Source organism: Paenibacillus sp. MMO-177 (assembly GCF_037147795.1).
GTDB lineage: Bacteria > Bacillota > Bacilli > Paenibacillales > Paenibacillaceae > Pristimantibacillus.
Window position 1 is genome coordinate 25768 of sequence record NZ_JBBCUR010000008.1, and the last position, 16900, is coordinate 42667.

The 16900-nt window shown below is 53.6% G+C and carries 14 protein-coding genes; 2 read left to right on the top strand and 12 right to left on the bottom strand.

All coding sequences use genetic code 11. From position 1 onward, the window contains the following. Positions 1-10: 10 nt before the first annotated feature. The 3 genes from WFK81_RS22985 to WFK81_RS22995 form a co-directional block, all read right to left on the bottom strand. Positions 11-4312 carry a carbohydrate binding domain-containing protein gene (locus WFK81_RS22985; RefSeq protein ID WP_336788795.1) on the bottom strand — a complete coding sequence of 1434 codons (4302 nt, stop codon included), beginning with the start codon at positions 4310-4312 and terminating at the stop codon, positions 11-13. 61 nt (positions 4313-4373) lie between these two features. Continuing rightward, the gene (locus tag WFK81_RS22990) at positions 4374-5252 is read right to left on the bottom strand and encodes a carbohydrate ABC transporter permease (protein WP_201007096.1); all 879 of its coding nucleotides are present in this window, start codon (positions 5250-5252) and stop codon (positions 4374-4376) included. A gap of 13 nt (positions 5253-5265) precedes the next feature. Continuing rightward, positions 5266-6150 carry an ABC transporter permease gene (locus tag WFK81_RS22995; protein ID WP_127496825.1) on the bottom strand — a complete coding sequence of 295 codons (885 nt, stop codon included), beginning with the start codon at positions 6148-6150 and terminating at the stop codon, positions 5266-5268. Between the two features lie 219 nt (positions 6151-6369). Here WFK81_RS22995 and WFK81_RS23000 point away from each other — a divergent pair, with 219 nt between their 5' ends. Together WFK81_RS23000 and WFK81_RS23005 are read left to right on the top strand one after the other, a co-directional pair. Next, positions 6370-8082, top strand: a complete 1713-nt coding sequence (locus tag WFK81_RS23000; protein WP_336788798.1) for a sensor histidine kinase — start codon at positions 6370-6372, stop codon at positions 8080-8082. 10 nt (positions 8083-8092) lie between these two features. Further along, on the top strand, positions 8093-9721 hold the full coding sequence (locus tag WFK81_RS23005) for a response regulator (protein WP_336788800.1): 1629 nt from the start codon (positions 8093-8095) through the stop codon (positions 9719-9721). Positions 9722-10257: 536 nt separating this feature from the next. On the opposite strand, the gene WFK81_RS23010 is transcribed toward WFK81_RS23005, so the two are convergent. From WFK81_RS23010 to WFK81_RS23050, 9 genes are all read right to left on the bottom strand, one after another. Next, entirely contained in the window at positions 10258-10572 is a 315-nt protein-coding gene (locus WFK81_RS23010; RefSeq protein WP_336788802.1) for a hypothetical protein, read from the bottom strand. 130 nt (positions 10573-10702) lie between these two features. Continuing rightward, positions 10703-11182, bottom strand: a complete 480-nt coding sequence (locus WFK81_RS23015) for a DinB family protein (RefSeq protein ID WP_336788804.1) — start codon at positions 11180-11182, stop codon at positions 10703-10705. Positions 11183-11216: 34 nt separating this feature from the next. Continuing rightward, positions 11217-11738, bottom strand: a complete 522-nt coding sequence (locus WFK81_RS23020) for a GNAT family N-acetyltransferase (RefSeq protein WP_336788805.1) — start codon at positions 11736-11738, stop codon at positions 11217-11219. A gap of 3 nt (positions 11739-11741) precedes the next feature. Continuing rightward, on the bottom strand, positions 11742-12113 hold the full coding sequence (locus WFK81_RS23025) for an iron chaperone (protein WP_336788807.1): 372 nt from the start codon (positions 12111-12113) through the stop codon (positions 11742-11744). Positions 12114-12130: 17 nt separating this feature from the next. Beyond that, complete coding sequence (locus WFK81_RS23030; RefSeq protein ID WP_336788809.1) at positions 12131-12844, bottom strand: GntR family transcriptional regulator; 714 nt, start codon at positions 12842-12844, stop codon at positions 12131-12133. 11 nt (positions 12845-12855) lie between these two features. Then, positions 12856-13878, bottom strand: coding sequence for a sugar kinase (locus WFK81_RS23035; RefSeq protein ID WP_336788811.1), 1023 nt, complete (start codon positions 13876-13878; stop codon positions 12856-12858). After that, positions 13868-14626 (bottom strand): 2-dehydro-3-deoxy-phosphogluconate aldolase, encoded by a 759-nt coding sequence (gene dagF / locus WFK81_RS23040; RefSeq protein ID WP_336788812.1) that lies wholly within the window; start codon positions 14624-14626, stop codon positions 13868-13870. The genes WFK81_RS23035 and dagF overlap by 11 nt, the downstream gene beginning before the upstream one ends. Next, complete coding sequence (locus WFK81_RS23045) at positions 14619-15731, bottom strand: DgaE family pyridoxal phosphate-dependent ammonia lyase (protein WP_336788814.1); 1113 nt, start codon at positions 15729-15731, stop codon at positions 14619-14621. The genes dagF and WFK81_RS23045 overlap by 8 nt, the downstream gene beginning before the upstream one ends. Next, complete coding sequence (locus WFK81_RS23050) at positions 15709-16812, bottom strand: amidohydrolase/deacetylase family metallohydrolase (protein ID WP_336788816.1); 1104 nt, start codon at positions 16810-16812, stop codon at positions 15709-15711. The genes WFK81_RS23045 and WFK81_RS23050 overlap by 23 nt, the downstream gene beginning before the upstream one ends. Between the last annotated feature and the right edge of the window lie 88 nt (positions 16813-16900).

A 16900-nucleotide genomic window follows, 5' to 3' on the forward strand; every position in this document is an offset into this window, starting at 1 on the left:
TAAAATGGCGTTAAATCGGCCCCAGATTGACCAAGCTAACGTCCGAGATCGTAATCGTTGCGTTACCGGCGTTGCCGCCCGCGATATTGCCCATATCGAAGGAGATGCGGGACGTATTATAACCCTGTTCGGTCACGTCAAAAGTGAACGTAAAGGTCTGCTCCTCTTCCGTCAAATCCACCTGCTGGCCGTAATAGCCATGCCAAGCATAACCCGCCGGCACATCTACCCATCCGATGCCCAGACCCAGCTTTCTTGCCGTGCTTGCTTTCGCTTTGAAGCTAAACGCATACTTGCTTCCCTGCTGAATAGCAAAGCCTTCCTGAATCACTTGGCGGTCCCAAGGGTTATCGCCGACCGCGCCAATCGAAGCCTCCAGCCTTCCGTTGTTAGCCGCGACCGCAAGCTCGCCCGGTGCCGTCGAGTAAGAGAACCATCCCGCAAGGCCGTTCGCGAAATTGCCGTTTTGCAGCAGATTGACGTTCGTCGGCTGGCCGCCGCTTTCCGCGGAAGCATTAACCTCGTACAGCAGCACGTTATCGATCGTTACCGAATGCCCGCCTGCGGCGCCCGCCGGATTGCCGAGTCCGAACACCAGCACGGACGAAGGATCGGAATCGCCGGCCATTGCAAAAGAGTACGCGTAATGCTTGCGGTCTGCGGAAAGCTGGGCGGTGTCCTCCAAATATTTGGCGAAATCGCCGTTGCTCTGCGAGACAACAACCTGCACGGCCTTCTCACCGGAAGAAGAAGCATCGAACTCCAGCCTGTAAGTCTTGCCTTTCTCGATATTTAATTGGCCTTGCTGAAGCGTATCGTCCCACCAGTTCGCGCTTGTGCCAAGGAGCGTCGCAACCAGGCTTCCCTCATCCGAGCGGCTGATGGACGCCGAACTGCCGGCAATCAAATTCCAGCCGTTAAGATCCGTATCGAATCCGCCGTTCTGAACAAGGTTAGGCGACAGGTCTACCCAAAGCGTGTTATAGTCGTAGCCTTGGAATTCCACATAATAGTCATGTCCGGCTGCCAGCGCGGCAAGATTCATATAGACGGTTTGATAAGTCTGCCAGCCGCCGGTATTGCCGAGTTCATAACTCGACTGCGAGACAACGGCACCATTCTCGTCTTTGATCCGCAGGCGGATTTGCGATTGATCCTTACCGCTTGCCACTCTGGCCGAAAATTGATATTCACCGGAACGAGTTACGCCGAGTTTGTACTTGAGCGTGTCGCCTTCATCCATGTAAGCGACGTTTTTGCCGCCTTCGCTTGCGTTCTCGAGCTGCAGCCCCTGCATCTCCCATGCGTTTGCTGCCGGAATATGAGTATAGCCTGCTACCGTCATTGGCTCGCCGCGCTTCACCAGCCGGACATTGTCCACATATACCTTGCCGTTCTGACCGCCGAACAACAGCTTCAACTCGGCTTCCGCCGTATCCGCGCCGTCCCCCAATACCGCTTCCAGCGAGTAGGCTTGCAGCGTGGTACCAAGCGATATGGTGTTGCCGCCTGGGTATAAAGCGGAATGATTGCCTGCCAGTTCAACCTTCATACTCCGCGGTGCATCGGCCTTGGCCTCAAAAGAAATGCCGTATTCGCTGTTCCCTGCAAGCGCCAGCCCAGGCTGGGAGACCGTTACGGCTTCCGCATCCGCTCCGCCGTCTGTCACATCAACGACTAGCTGTCTCTCATATATCGGGAAGGCAAGGAAGTTATTCACGCTGACCACAGCTTCCGCATCCGGAGCAACGGATTTGGTCCAAAAGGCCAGCCGGTCTTTCCCTTGATCAAACGTACCGTTGTAGATCAGATTGCCGTCCGCCAGCGCGGCTCGTTCGCCCGGGATCTCCGGCTGGGGGGACGCATCGCCGATCTCAACCAACTTCACGTTTGCGATATAGACGGTCGCCGCGTTTTTCCCGAGATTAAACTCGAACCTCGCATTGTTGTCCGTACTCTCCAGCATGTCGAACGTATATTCATAAGACTGCCATTCGGTCGTCAGATTGCCGTATTGCTCGCCGGAGTAATTCTTCCAGTTCTTCTCGAACTGATTCACCTTCGACATTATCGTGCGGGCCTCGTCTGCCTTCGCCTCATACGTGACCTTATACTTTTTGCCCTTTTGCAAAAACACCGGCATTTGCGTCAGCTGAACGGAGTAAATCTCCGTACCGCTATTATCGATTGCGATTTTTGCCGCTTTTCCTTTGGAAGCATCGTCAACAACGGCCACTTGGCCTGAGCCGCCGGCATTAAGAAGGAACTGCCAATCCTGCGGCACGCCGTTTGCATCCGTTGACTGCGTAAACTTTTCGTTATACAGCAGATTGCCGTCAGCCTGCGGTTCGCGCTTAGGGGACGGCTCCGGAGGATTGCCCGTTACATCCTTCCAGCTGTCCAGATTCTTGTATTCATACACCCTTACGAAATCAACATTCATCTCATCGGCCGTAAAATCGCCGTTTGGCGAACCCGGCCAATCACCGCCTACCGCCAGGTTCAGAATCAGATAGAACGGGCGGTCAAACGGCGCGGGATACGTATAATAGTCCGGCTGCCCCGGCCCTTTGGTTTTCCAGTCGCTCACTTCTTGGTAGAGCTGGCCGTCTACATAGAATCGAATGACGCCAGGGAGCCATTCCAGTTGAAAATCGTGGTAATCGTCGGCAAAGCTCTTGCCCTCCGGCAGAACATAACTGCCTTGCTCCGAGCCATGCGAGCCGTCCGGCTGAACGCTGTCGTAATGAAGGGTGCCAAAGACGCGGTTCTTGTTCGCCCCGCCAATCAGCTCCATCAGATCGATCTCGCCGGAAGCCGGCCAGCCGCCGTAATGGGCCTCATCGGTTGGCAGCAGCCAAATTGCCGGCCACATGCCCTGCTGAACGGGAAGCTTGGCGCGGACAACAACCTTGCCGTAAGTCCAGTCGCCTTTTTCTTTGGAGATAAGCTTCGCCGAGGTGTAATGGCTTCCTTTATGCTCTTCCTTCTTGGCTTTAAGACTCAGGACGCTGCGGTCGCCATCCCGTTCAATGACCGCATTATCCGGCTTGTAGTACTCAAGCTCGTTATTGTAAACAACGCCGGTATCTTGAACCGTCCACTTGCTTGCATCAATCGTTGATTGATTGAATTCGTCATTCCATACGAGCTTCCACTCGTTATCCGCTATCGTTGTCGGCGGCACGGGCTTCTCTCCGGAGGCTGCCGGCGGGTTGGTTGCCGGAGGATTTGTAGTTCCCTCAGAACCCGTACCCAGGGTGGTTTTCGTCCCTGCCGGCACGGCTTTGTCATTCACCGTCACGCCGCCCGACTGGACCTCAAGGCTTCCTACGCGGCTGTCCGCCGACCATTCGAAATCCGTTGGATGCTGGATAAGGACCTGATCCGCCGTCGTTCCGTTTGAGAAAACAACGCGGACCGGACCGCCTGGTTTGTTAATAAGCACATCCTTCAGCTTGGCACTGTCAAAAACAACCGAATGGCTTCCGCCGCCCTTAACAACCGTCTTGCCTGTAACGGTAACGCCCTTGAGCGTCACATCGCCTTCTTTAATCCCTTCGGCAAGCAGCAGGCTTCCGTGCACCGCCGTACGGTCGACGGTAACGTCCGTGGAGCGAATGATGAGGTTGCCTTCCACTTGCGCAGCGTCGTACTTGCCCGGCTTAGCAACCAAATCCCCGATCATGCCGGACAAAAGCACGGCCGATTCGGCGCGCGTAATCGGCGACTTCGGTTGAAGCTTTCCGTTATAGCCTTTTATGTATTTTTCGCCCGTTAAATAAGCAAGCGCTTTCTTTGCATAGCCGGAAACCTCACCCAAATCCTTGAACGGCTTCAATGACGCATCGGATTCCAAGCCCGTCGAGAGCTCGAACGCCCGGTCAATCATGACCGCCGCATCTTCCCGCGTAATGCCGGCGTTTGGAGCAAAATGCTTCGCGTCCACGCCTTGAACAATGCCGGAACCGCTTGCTCTCGTTACCGCGTCGGAATACCAGGCATCAGGTGCCACATCCTGAAATCCGGCTTTTTCCTGTCCGGAGAATCCAAATATACGGTCCAGCATGGCAACAAATTCGGCACGGCTGATAGGCGAGCTGGGCTTAAATGTCCCATTTTCGTAACCGCTTACAACTCCAAACGAAGCCATGCGATTGACGGCGGATTCCGCCCAATGTCCTTTCAAATCTTGAAACGAGGATACAGCCGCCGTTTCCGAGGCTTGGATGGCTGTCCCGCCAACAAGCGGGCTAAGAGTGGCTGCCAGCAGACTGCAGGCCGTTAATTGCGATAATCTCTTCTTTAACATAGTTACCTCCCAATGGTTTAATGGTCGGGGCCGCATCAAGCGGCCCCTCCTTTGCCTGTCGCTACTCTTTTACCGCGCCAATTACCATCCCTTTAACAAAGAACCGCTGCAGAAACGGATAAACGAGCAGAATCGGAAGCGCGCCGATGAAGATCTGCGCGGCCCGTACCGTACGCTGCGAAATGTTCTCCAGTTGCTTCGGATCGACGTTGATCTTGCTGAAATCCTGCTGGACGATAATCGTCTGGAGAAGCGATGCCAGCGGATAATCCTTGATATCCCGCATATAGATCATCCCGTCGAACCAGGAGTTCCATTGATAGACCATCGTGAACAGCGACAAAGTCGCGATCGACGGCATCGACAATGGAATAAACACGAGCACCAGCGTCTTCAGCTGGCCCGCCCCGTCCAGATAAGCCGCTTCCTCCAGCTCCTTCGGCAGGCCTCGGAAAAAGTTCAGCATCAGAATGACGTTCCATACCGACACCGCGCCGGGCAGCACTAACGCCCAGATGGAATCCATCAGGCCTAGCTTCTGAATCAGAATATAGCTTGGAATTAAGCCTCCGCTGAACAGAATCGTAAAGACAAAAATCCAGATATACATCGTGCGGCCCCGGAAATGAAGATCCTCCTTCGACAGCGGATAAGCGGTCATCAGACAAAGAGCCATGCCGATTACCGTGGATAATACGGTTCTCATAACCGAAACGCCAAGCGAGTTCAGAAAATTGGAATTGCCGAACGTTTTCTCGTAAGCATCCGTCGTAAAGCCGATCGGCCAGAAGCCTACCAGATTCGAGGAAGCCGGCGCCATGCTGCTGAACGATACGGCCAGAATATGAATAATCGGCAGGATGCACAGAAGCGACAGAAGACCAAGAAACACATAGTTGCCGATGTTGAAAATTTTGTAGCCTAACGTTTTGTGGTACAAAAGTAGAACCTCCTTAGAAGACGCGATAATTCGCAAATTTATAGGCCAACCGGTAAGATGTCGCGATGAGAATCGTCGCTACGACGGATTTGAACAGTCCAACCGTTGTGGCGAAGCTCATTTTCCCGTTTAATATCCCCAGCCTATAAACGAAGGTGTCGATAATATCTCCCTTCTCCATCACGAGAGGGTTGTACAGGTTAAACACCTGATCAAACCCGGCATTCAAAATATTGCCGATCGACAAGGTTCCAAGCACGATGGTAATCGGCATCAGCGCCGGCATCGTAATGTGAAGGGTCTGCTTCAGCCTTGACGCCCCATCCACCTCCGCAGCCTCGTAAAGCGCCGGATTGATTCCCGCCAGTGCCGCCAGGAAGACGATTGTTCCGAAGCCGAACTCCTTCCAGACATCGCTGATTATAAGCGTGAAACGGAACCAGTTGTTGTCCCCGAGGAAGAAGACCGGTTCAAACCCCAGCGCCGTTACGGCTTTGTTGACCAGTCCCCCGTCCGGAGCGAGAATATCGAGCAGAATGCCCCCAAGAATAACCCAGGACAGGAAATGCGGCAGATAGACAAGCGTCTGCGTAACCCGTTTGAAGGCCATCAGCCTGACCTCATTGAGCAGAATGGCGAACAGGAACGGAACGATAAGTCCGGCTGCCATTTTGAAAAAAGCGATGACAAGCGTATTCCAAATCACCTGACCGATATCCGGATACTTGAACAGAAACCGGAAGTTGTCGAGGCCGACCCATTCAGATCCGGTTAACCCTTTCCAAGGCTTGAAATCCTGGAACGCGATTACGATTCCGGCCATCGGAACGTACTGGAAAATAATGACGAGAACAAGCGCCGGCAGGAGCATCACGTGCAGAGGCCAGTTGCGTTTCATGTTCCAGCTTTTCCTTGAAACACGGCGTTTTTCTTGTTGTGCAGGTAGCTGTAAAGCTGTTTCTTTCACCGCGGTATCCTCCATGTTCAGACAAATTTGTGCTTTTCTAGGTCGTCCTGACCTTGTAATATAACGATTATAGCAACGGGGATTTGTGATCTATATCCTAATATTGCAACAACGATATTGATATTTTAACTATCTGAAGGAGGCATCATCTTGCTGCTGCGGTTTAATGTTTTTACGAAAATTTCGCTTCTCGTCCTGCTCCTGCTTATCCCGGTCCTATCCCTGTACACCTATTCCAACCGGGAAAGTGTGCGCGTCATCGAGAATGAAATCCAAAGCGGCACAACGAATCGCTTGTCTTCTTTCGCCGCCCAGGTCGAGTCGAATATTTATCAGTTATCCCTCTACGGCGTATCGATTGGGCAGGACTCCAGCATTCAGGAGTACCAGCGTCCGGACTTCCGGGAGCAGCCTTATGAACGGGTAAAGCTGAGCGTCGCCATACTTGAAAAAATGAATCTGTACAACGCCGCCAGCAAGTGGCATTCCACCATTACGTTGTTTTTCCCGCGCACGGGAGACGCCTTGTCCACGGACTATTACAATACGATCACGTATCGGGAGGATGCCTTTACGAGGCCGTTCCTCAAATCCTGGGAGTATACGGGCGACAGCTTCGTCTGGTATGCCACCGAACCAACGACGGCGATGTCCAATCCGCGCAGCGCGAGGCTCATTACGAAGATCAGCTTCCCGATCAATCATGTGACGGCCATGCTGGACGAAAACAAAGTGAACAACAGCGGCGATCCGTTCCTGTTTAATCCGGAGCAGGGATCGATCCGCAATCATTCCGCCAACGCCGCGAAGATCGATCTTCTAACGGAGAAGCTGAAATCATCCAAGCTCGGGGAGCGGGGAGGCTTCCGCACGAAGCTGGACAATACCGAGTATTACGTCTCTTACATCAAGTCGGATAGCCTGAAGTGGTATTATGTCGATTATGTTCCGATGCAGCAGATTTTGAGTCCGATTACGAACAGTCGGAACTTGTTCTATACGTCGATTGCCGTCCTGCTCGTCATGAGTATCGCCGTTATATTCGTGATTTACCGAAGTGTGCAGGTCCCACTGCTCAAGCTTGTCCGGGGTACCAAGCGGCTGTCTTCCGGCGATTTCTCGGTGCGGCTGAGCCATTCGGGCCATAACGAATTCAGCCTGTTGCTCGGACGGTTCAACATTATGGCCCAGCGGATCCAGGAGCTGATCGAGAACGTTTACGAGGAGAAGCTGCGAAGGCGCGAAGCAACGCTGAAGCATTTGCAATCCCAGATCAATCCGCATTTTCTGTACAACTGCCTGTTCTATATCAAGAACATGGCGCGAATGAAAAACGAGAAAGCCGTTGTGGCCATGGCATTAAATCTGGGAGAGTATTTCCGCTATATTACGAGATCGGAAAACGACGGTGCGACGATCCGCGAGGAACTGAGCATGGTTACGAATTACCTCGAAATCCAGTCCCTCCGGCTTGAACGGATGCGGTTTGCGATTGAAGTGCCGGATGAGCTGATGAACAAGACGATTTCGCGGTTAACCTTGCAGCCGATCGTGGAAAATGCCATTGTTCACGGATTGGAGCCTCAGGCGGAGAACGGCGAGATCCGGATCCGCGGTTATGCGGAGGACGGGTTGTATCGGTTAGTCGTGGAGGACAGCGGGATTGGCATGACAGACGAGGAAATTCAGAAGCTTCAGCTCAACCTTACCAAGCCGCTTGACGACAATATGGGCTGCGGGACTTGGAATGTGCATCAAAGATTGATTTATCTGTTTGGAGAAGGAGCCGGCTTGTCTTACTCCCGCTCAGACTTGGGGGGAATAAGGACGACTATTACCTGGAGTGACAAAACAATAGAGTAGGTGAAGCAGCATGTTACAGCTCTTGCTTGTAGACGATGAACGGTCCGTTGTAGAGACCCTTGCCGAGACGATTCCTTGGGAAGAATGCGGCATTAGCGTTGTTCACGAAGCCTTATCAGGTCCGATAGCCCTGCAAATCATGGAAGACCATGCGATCGATATCGTGATTACCGATATCAAAATGCCGGGGATGTCCGGCATAGAGCTCATTACGGCGATTAATAGCAAATGGCCGCATGTCCGGACTATTTTGCTCACCGGATATGCCGATTTCGATTATGCCAAACAAGCGATCGTTCAGAATACCTTTGACTATCTGCTGAAGCCGGTCAGCGACGAGGATCTGATCGATTCGGTTGAGCGCGTTGTGAAACAAATCAAGGAGAAATGGGAAGAGGTAGCCTCCTACCGGAAAACCTTGTACACCTTGAACGAGAACCTTCCTTTGCTGAGGGCTAATACGCTTAATGAGCTGCTGAGAGGCAGCAATCAGTCTGCCTTGGCGGACAAGCTGGCGCTTCTGGAGCTTCCTTTTGCGGCGGGCGATCAGGTGTGCATGATGCTGATCCGGATGGAGGAGCGTTTTGCCGAAATGCCGGGACAGGATTCCGCGCTGATGGAGTATGCGATTTGCAATATAACGAGTGAAATCATGCAAAATGACTATCATATCTGGCACGCCCGGGATGCTCATGATTACATCGTAATTCTTGTAAAACCAAGGAATCCGGCGGTTGCGGGCGCCGGAGCCAGGTCCTTGCTCGAGCGTTACGCCGCGCAAATTCAGACCAACGTGCAGAACTATCTCAAGGGGGCTATTTCGGTACTCGTAGGGGGCCAAGGAACGTTTCCGGGACAAGTGAAGGAAATCTATGAGCATGCGGTTACCTCCATGCGCCGGAGGATGGGCCACGGAAAAGGGTTGTTTGTGACCACGCAGGAAGCCTTGGATTCCAGCCCGATGAATACGGTCTGGTCCTTATACGAGCCGCCTACCCTGATCAGCCTTCTGGATGCCGGCCGGTTCGACGACGTCGAGGCGAAGATCCGGCATATTTTCCGCGATATGCTGGAGACGGGCGGCGAACAGGATATGTCGGAACAGCTGATTGAAGCTTATCATGTGCTGGCCGGTGCGTTCTCGTATATCATTCACAAGAACGGCAAGCTGCTCTCCTCCGTTCTCTCGGCTGAGGCGCTCAAGTTCTTCCATGCCCCCGCCTACACCACGGCGGCGCAACTGATGGAATGGTCGATCCGGATCCTGCAGGGTATCCGCGAGGATGCCGATCAGGAGCTGAAAGATAACCATAGCACGATTGTTCGCGCGGTCCGGTCGTTTATCGACGCCAATCTGGCGAAGGACGTATCGCTGCCGGCTATTGCCGACCATGTCCATCTGCATCCCGTGTATCTCTCGAAAATCTATAAAGCGGAAACCGGCGAGCCGCTGACGGAATACGTGTACCGGCTTCGGATGGAAAAGGCCGCTTTCCTGCTCCGCACAACGCCGTCCAAGGTGTTCGAGATCGCCGAGATCGTCGGCTACAACAATACCGCGTATTTCATCCGCGTGTTTAAGAAGTTTTTTGACGTGACTCCCCAGGAGTATAGGGACGATGATGGGCGGGGCGGATAAAGCAGAATAGTTGTGGGTAACTGTTGGGCTTGGGGCTGGCTGGTGGTACCGCGCTGTGGCTGGCACTGCGCAAGGGCTGGCACTACGCAAGTGAATGTTCTTCCGATTGCTGTTGTTTCCGGATTCTTTGAACAATCGGACAGTGGTCCGAATCCGGAAACAAAGGCAAACGCTCCGCTTCTCCAGAACATTCACTTTCTCCGTGCCCGCCTGCTCCGTGCGTCGTTACACCACAAAAACCTCGCTTCATCGTTTGGGGATGAAGCAGAAAGATAGACCCTCGCAAGGGTCTTTTTTTCTGCTCGGGTTTTATATTAGCTACTCTAACCCCGCTTTCGCCCGTCAGCCCTACGTCCGCTCGTTTTCCCCTTTAGCAGGCTTTTTTCCTGCTATTCGCCACTTTCCTCGCCGCGCCGAGGAGCTCGATCGGCCGCAGCAGGCTTTTTACCTACTGCAGCCGTTCCAGCAACTTAGGCGTGGACCTAACGCAAAAAAGACCCACTTGGGGTCTTTTTTGCGTCGCGTTCGCGCGGGTGCTACGACTCGCTTTCGTCTTCGGCTTTCGGCTTGAACCGTCCGATAATGTCCAGCACGTACTTGACGATCAGGGATAAGCCGCCTATGAAGAATAGGGTAATTAGCGTCCATTCCGTCGGGTCCAGGTTAACTATAGATAAAAGGAAGTACAGAGGATATACGTAGAATAAGATGTCCTTTAGATAAGGCAGAAATGATGTCTTGAAGCTTCCCTGCCAGAACGACTTGGAAAAGGCAATTACGAAGTCGATAATCATAAATCCGAATACGCCCCAGAACGTATACTTGATCCAGTCGATAAGTGTAAATGTCACTCCATCATCACCACCTTGCAACACCATATGCGATGAAAGGTGACATGTTGATAAAATGCGCCCAAAACTTATCGACTTGTTTGTGTGAATTTTGACAATTTCAGAACAAAACGCTTACACGGCAAAATGACTATCCGTTAACGGCGAAACGCTTAAGCAGACTGATGGAATTGAAATGAATGCCTTCATGGTACAAGGTATAGCTGAGAAATTCGCCAATCGTACGGAGAACAAGTCCCGTCCCCGTGGTGAACGGCACGGCCACTTGCTCATCGATTCTATTGTGCAATTTTTCCGCGATGCGAATCGGCTGTCCGGCAAGAAGCTCAAGCAGGGTATCCAGCTTCGGCAGCTGTTCTTCCTCCTGCCAATCGCCCGGCTTGGTGCCTTTCGCAAACCATCGCTCAAAGCCTTCCGGAAGATGCACAGACTCTCCGGCAAAATGGAAAGCAAACCTTTCCTGAACCACATAAATATGTCCCAGATTCCATCTGATATTGTTGTTAAAGCCGTCCGGCACATGATCCAGCATAGTTTCTGTCAGACCGCGAGCGGCGTTTAACGTTACCTGCCGGACAAAGCCGAGTTGGTGAATCAAGGATTGATTCATCAAAATCCCTCTTTTCCTTCATAATAAAGAACGTCTAATCCTCTATCCAGAAACGTCGGATCACGTTCCCGTTCTCTTCCGTGAAGCTCGTATCTTCAACTCCGCCGTTGTTCAGAATGGTCCTTGCCGATGCGACATTACTCTCGTCGCAGCAGACCAAAACCCGCTGAATGCCAAGCTCTCTCGTCTTCCCAAGCGATAGGGCAAGCAGCTTTGTCGCATAACCTTGCCTTCTTGCGGAAGGGCGGATTCCGTATCCGATATGCCCTCCCCTATCCGTCAACCACGGCGTTAAGGCATGCCTGATGTTAACCGCGCCAACAATTTTGCGATTTTCCGTGGCCAGCCAATAGGTGGAGTCCGCTACCCAGCCCTCTTGAAGACCAATTCCGTTCGAGTGATCCTCCAGCCACTGAAGCATCCCCTCAAAGTCGGACGGATCCCGCTCCACCACCCAAGGGACGATGTCCTCGCCGCTGTCGATCCATTCCCGATAAAAATCCAGGTAAGGCTCCTTCCACTCCAACCCCGGCCGAACCAAATAGACATCCGCCATATATTACTTCTTCCCTTTCTGTCTGTTCTCCTCTGCCCGGTATTCGGTAATCCGCTTGATCAGATCGTACGGAATCGGCTTGTTCAAAGGAAATTGCACGGAGCCCTTGGCTCCTTTGTAGCCGGACAACTCCTCCTGAAAAGCGCTTATCCCTCTAGCCGTCGGGTAAAACCCGATATGCTTTTTGAACGCCGCATAATAGACCAGGTTTCCGTTCAGCTCAAAAGCCGGCATCTGGTAGCTGATCTTCTCTTTCGCGTCCGGCGCAGCCTCCCGGATCACCTCCCGGATCTTCGCAAGAATGACCTGCAGCTCAGGCGGAAAATATGCAATATATTCATCAATTGTGTTGTATTCCGTTTTGCTTGTTTCCATGTCGGCCCCCTTGGTCCTTACACATCGTAATTCACGACGTAAGGATGCATGTCCGTATTATAAAAGCCAACGCTGTACTCAATCAAAGCATCATCGGCCCCATAGGCAAACCGGGAACGCTTCAGCACGATAGCCTGTCCCCCAGCCATTCCTAATGCTTCCTGCGCCGCAACGGGAGCCTGCGATACGGCAAACTCATCCCGGTAACGCTCCGGCACAAAGCCCTGCTCCTCCAGCCAGTCGTATAGCGATTGGATCCGCAGAACGTCCGCGCTGCCGTGCAGCTTCGCCGGCAAATAATGCGTGTAATGAATATAGGGCTTCCCGTTCAGCAGATACAACCGGTCGATCTTCAAAGCCTGCGGCCCGAACAGACGATACGGCTCCGTTCCTTCTTCGTTATTCGAAAGCCCCGCGCTAAGCAGCTGCTTGCCGATCTGATGTCCCTCTTCTACCAGAACTTCCGTGAATCTCTTCAGCTTGGACAGCTTGGAGGAGGAGGTATTGCGGATAACTCTCGTGCCTTTGCCGCTGCTCGTCTCCAGGTACCCTTCCTGCACCAGCGCCTTGATCGCATTGCGCACCGTTATTTTGCTGACCTGGAACTCCTGCTCCAGCAGCGGCTCGGATGGAATATTCGCATCCACCGGGTACACTCCGTGCAAAATCCGGTCTTTTATAATGTTCATCACTTGTATATATAAAGGGCTATTATTTCGTACCAGCTTCATCGCTGTTCTACCTACCTTTCCACATCGGCCGCCTTCTCCGCCATCGCCCGCAGAATATCCCGTTCGGACGACATTGGCGTATCTCCTGCCGTTGTATGCGCCAAAATGGCCGCGGCCGCCGCGAAGCTTACCGTCTTCCCGGGCGCAAACCCCTGCAGTTCCCCGTGAATGATCCCGCTCGTATAAGCATCGCCGGCTCCAATCCGATCATACACCAAAAACGACCGCTCCGGCGAAAAAGAAAAGGTATGCTCTTTGTAAAGAAAACCACGCAGCGAATGCGTATTGTCGGCATTAACGGTACGGTGCGTGCCTGCGATAACGGAAATGCCATAGCGGTCCGCCACAGCCGGAATCAGCTCGACGAGCTGTCCCTCGCGCTCCGCTGCCTCAGCCTGCATCCCCAAAATATGGATCGCATCGCGCTCATTCATCATAACCGCGTCCGCAAGCTGCAGCATCCGCTCGTAATGAGGCTTCGCCGCGTCGTAGCCGCCATCACCCCATAAAGTCGGGCGGTAGTTGCAATCAAACACAACCGTTCCGCCCCGCTGCTTTACCGCCTCGGCCAGCTTTCGCATATGAAGCCGGACGCCGTCATTCATCGCCAGCGCAATGCCGCATAGATGGAGAACGTCCAGTTCGGCGGCCATCCGGTCGTAATCGTAGGCATCCGCCGGAGCCGTGTTAAAGCTGCTTTCTTGCCGATTCGTGTAAGTGACGCGGCTAGGACGGGAACCAAAGCCATTTTCGAGAAAATACATGCCGATATATCGTCCGCCGCGCTCTATAAGCTCCGTCCCCACCCCGAGCCTGCGCAAGCTTCCGATTGCCGCTTCCCCCAGCGGATTATCCGGCAGCCGCGTGATGAGGGACGTGGAATAACCAAATCGCGAAAGCGCCGACATCACATTAACGCCCGTGCCCGAGAACGAATAAGACAAGCTGTCCGCCTGCGTGAGCAGCTGGAAGCCCGGCGTCTGCAGCCGCATCATCACTTCGCCAAAAGCCGCGATCCGCCGCTTATCCACCATAGCGGTCGACCAGCTTTTTCATCGTGATCAGCAGCTCTTGCACATCCTCCACTCTCGTTGCCCCTGTTGCCTTGTCCATAATCGAGGAATACACATGCGGAATAACCTGCGGGACGCCCGCTTCCAGCGTTATGCGCAGAATCGCCTCGAAGTTCTCCTTATCAATGCCGCCTGTCGGTTCAAGCGCAAAGCCTTCCTCGGCGCACGCCTTTGCTACCGCCCGAAGCTCATCTTCGCAAGCTAGTCCGTTCATCGGAAAATATTTCAGCGCATTGCCGTCCATATCGCGGACAAGCGCAATCGCCGCCTTCACCGGCACGATAGCCTGCTCCTGCGCCGCCGCGCTGGCCGGTCCCGTTGACAGATTGACGTAACCAACCTGACCGGTTGGGGATACTAAGCTGTTAATCCAGCTGTCTTTCTCTCCGAGATTAGCGCGCGTTGCTCCTACGGACGGGAATACCTGGTTAATATGAGTACCTCCGTATTGCTTCGCAATCTCCGCAACAACGGCGGCCTGGCGGTTATCCCCTGCGCCAAGGCCGATGGATACGGCATCATCGATGGCATGACCGTACTCCCGCATCGCCTCGACCGCAGCCTCCGCAGTCGGGTAGTTTTTGGACAAAACGCCAACCAGCACGTAGCCCTCCGCCGCCTCGAATACATCCTTCGCATTACCGATGCTGCCCGCGAGCACATTCAGTGCGGCGCGTCCTTTGTACAATCGTTTCGCCATATTAGACATGGTTGCGGCCTCCTGCCAGTTCTCGTATGCGTGCTTCGATGACATCCATATCGTCGCCCATTAACGGACGGGGATCGATATCGAAATAGCCCTGTTTTACGCCGTAATCCCGGGTATAAATCGCAATGTCGCCTTCCCGCAGCCCATCGTTAACGGCCTTCGCCGTCGTACCGGACAAGACAGGATCGATCTGAATTCGCGCACGGAAAATCGCCCTTCCCGCTTCATCCTGCACAACCGTTACCTTAACGCCAGGCAGCCCGGAGAGCGGAAGCAGCTTATTCAGCGCTGCCTTCTCCCGCTCGCTGGTATCCGGCTTATCGCGATATTCGTCCAGCGCCTGAAGCAGGCCAAAGGACGTTTCCTTGCCGACCTTCATGCTTCGTCCGATGCCGTGAAGCTGCATTTTCACCCACTCGATATAGGTCCGCTTCCCGCCTACAATACCGGAGGTTGGTCCTTCAATCGCCTTCGAGCCGCTGTAGATGGCAAGGTCGGAATATTGGACGTATTTCCGCAAATCCTCTTCCGCCGCCGCGTCCACGATCATCGGCACGCCCCGGCGCTGCGCCACTTCCCAGGCCTCCTCGACGCTGATCATGTTCTTCTGCACGGCATGATGGGACTTCACATACAAGATAGCAGCCGTGCGTTCATTAATAGCTTCTTCTATATGCTCGGCTTTTCCTTCGTTTGCGTAACCAACCTCAACCAACCTGCCGCCGCCCAAGTAAACCATCGTCTCAACCGGTGCTCCGTATTGCACGTTATGGCCTTTGAGAATAATAATCTCATTCTGCTGAATCGGCTCCTGATGAAGCTTTTCCGTCAAACGCCGGCTGCCCTTCGTCACGATGCCCGCAACCGACAGCGCAATGCCGCTGGAGGCGGAGTTCACGATAACAGCAGCCTCGGAACCGATAATCGCCGCAATATAGTCGCCTGCTTTGTCGACCAGGTCCGAAATCTCCACATAGCTTTGTCCGCCCCGCTTCATCGCCTCCATTACCGAATCGGTTGGCGCGGAGACGCCTAGAATGCTCATCCGGCCGCTGGCGTTAATAACTCTTTTCAAACCGTATCTAGCATGCAAAGTACTGTCCATTCGTATATACTCCCCTCGCCTGAATCGTTTGCCCTGCCGTTCTTTTCTCGCCTTCCGAATCCAGCAGCTCCGACGGACTGTCCGATACCTCGAATAAGGTCAGGTTCGCGGCTTCGCCAACCTGAATTCGTCCAAGCTCCGGTCTGCCCAGCCACCCGGCAGGACGGACCGTCACCGCCGCGATAATTTCCTCGAGCGGATAGCCAAGAAGCAGAAACTTCGTCAGCACCTGTGATAAGCTATGTACCGGACCGTTCAACCGGTTCCCCCGGTAGATGTCTGTACTGATCGTATCAAACCGAATTCCCGAACGCTTTGCCATCTCCGCCACTTCGAACGAAAAGCTTGCCGTCCCGTGCCCGACATCCAACCGCACGCCTCTGTCCAGCGCTTCCTTAAGCATCGGCAAAGGCTTGCCGCTCAGGTCAAAGAGCCGGTTATCCGGCTTGCCGTTCAAATAATGCGTCACCACATCCCGCTCCCGAAGCAAAGGCAGGATCTCCTCCACTCCGGGCGGTCTTGAGCCGATATGGACCATAAGCGGCAGCCCGCTTCCTTCGGACAAAGCCCTCGCCAGCCGCAAGGGTTCAAGACCGTTTTGACCAATAACGCTCCCGCTCATTCTTGCCTTTAGCCCCACGATAAATGCCGGATGACGGGCTATGGCTTGAAGGGCGGCCTCCCGGTCAATCCATTGAAGCTGCGAGAGCTCATCGATCCGCTGCAGGCCAAGCCGGGATACGTTCAACAGAGCCAGTACTCTCGTCTTCGCCTCCAGCCGGCTTGCAGCCAGCTCGTCAATCCGGTCCGCGCCGCAGCTTCCAGCATCAACGATCGTAGTTACGCCTTGCCTCACGCCAATCTCATCGATCTCATCGCCATACGGCGCAAGCCCGGCAACCGCATGTACATGCAAATCAATCCACCCGCTGGAGGCGTACATGCCGGTACCGTCAATCACCTTGGTGCTGGTTGTCGTGCATGCATCAGCCAGCTTCGCAATCCGGCCATCCGCATCCATCACAATATCGACCGTCTCTGAACGGTCCAACAGCTTCACGTTCCGCCATATCAATTCCATTCCGCCACCTTTTTCTGTAACAGGCATGTAGTATAACGTTATAATGTTAGATTACATCGATTAGAGGAAGCGGTCAACAAACATTATA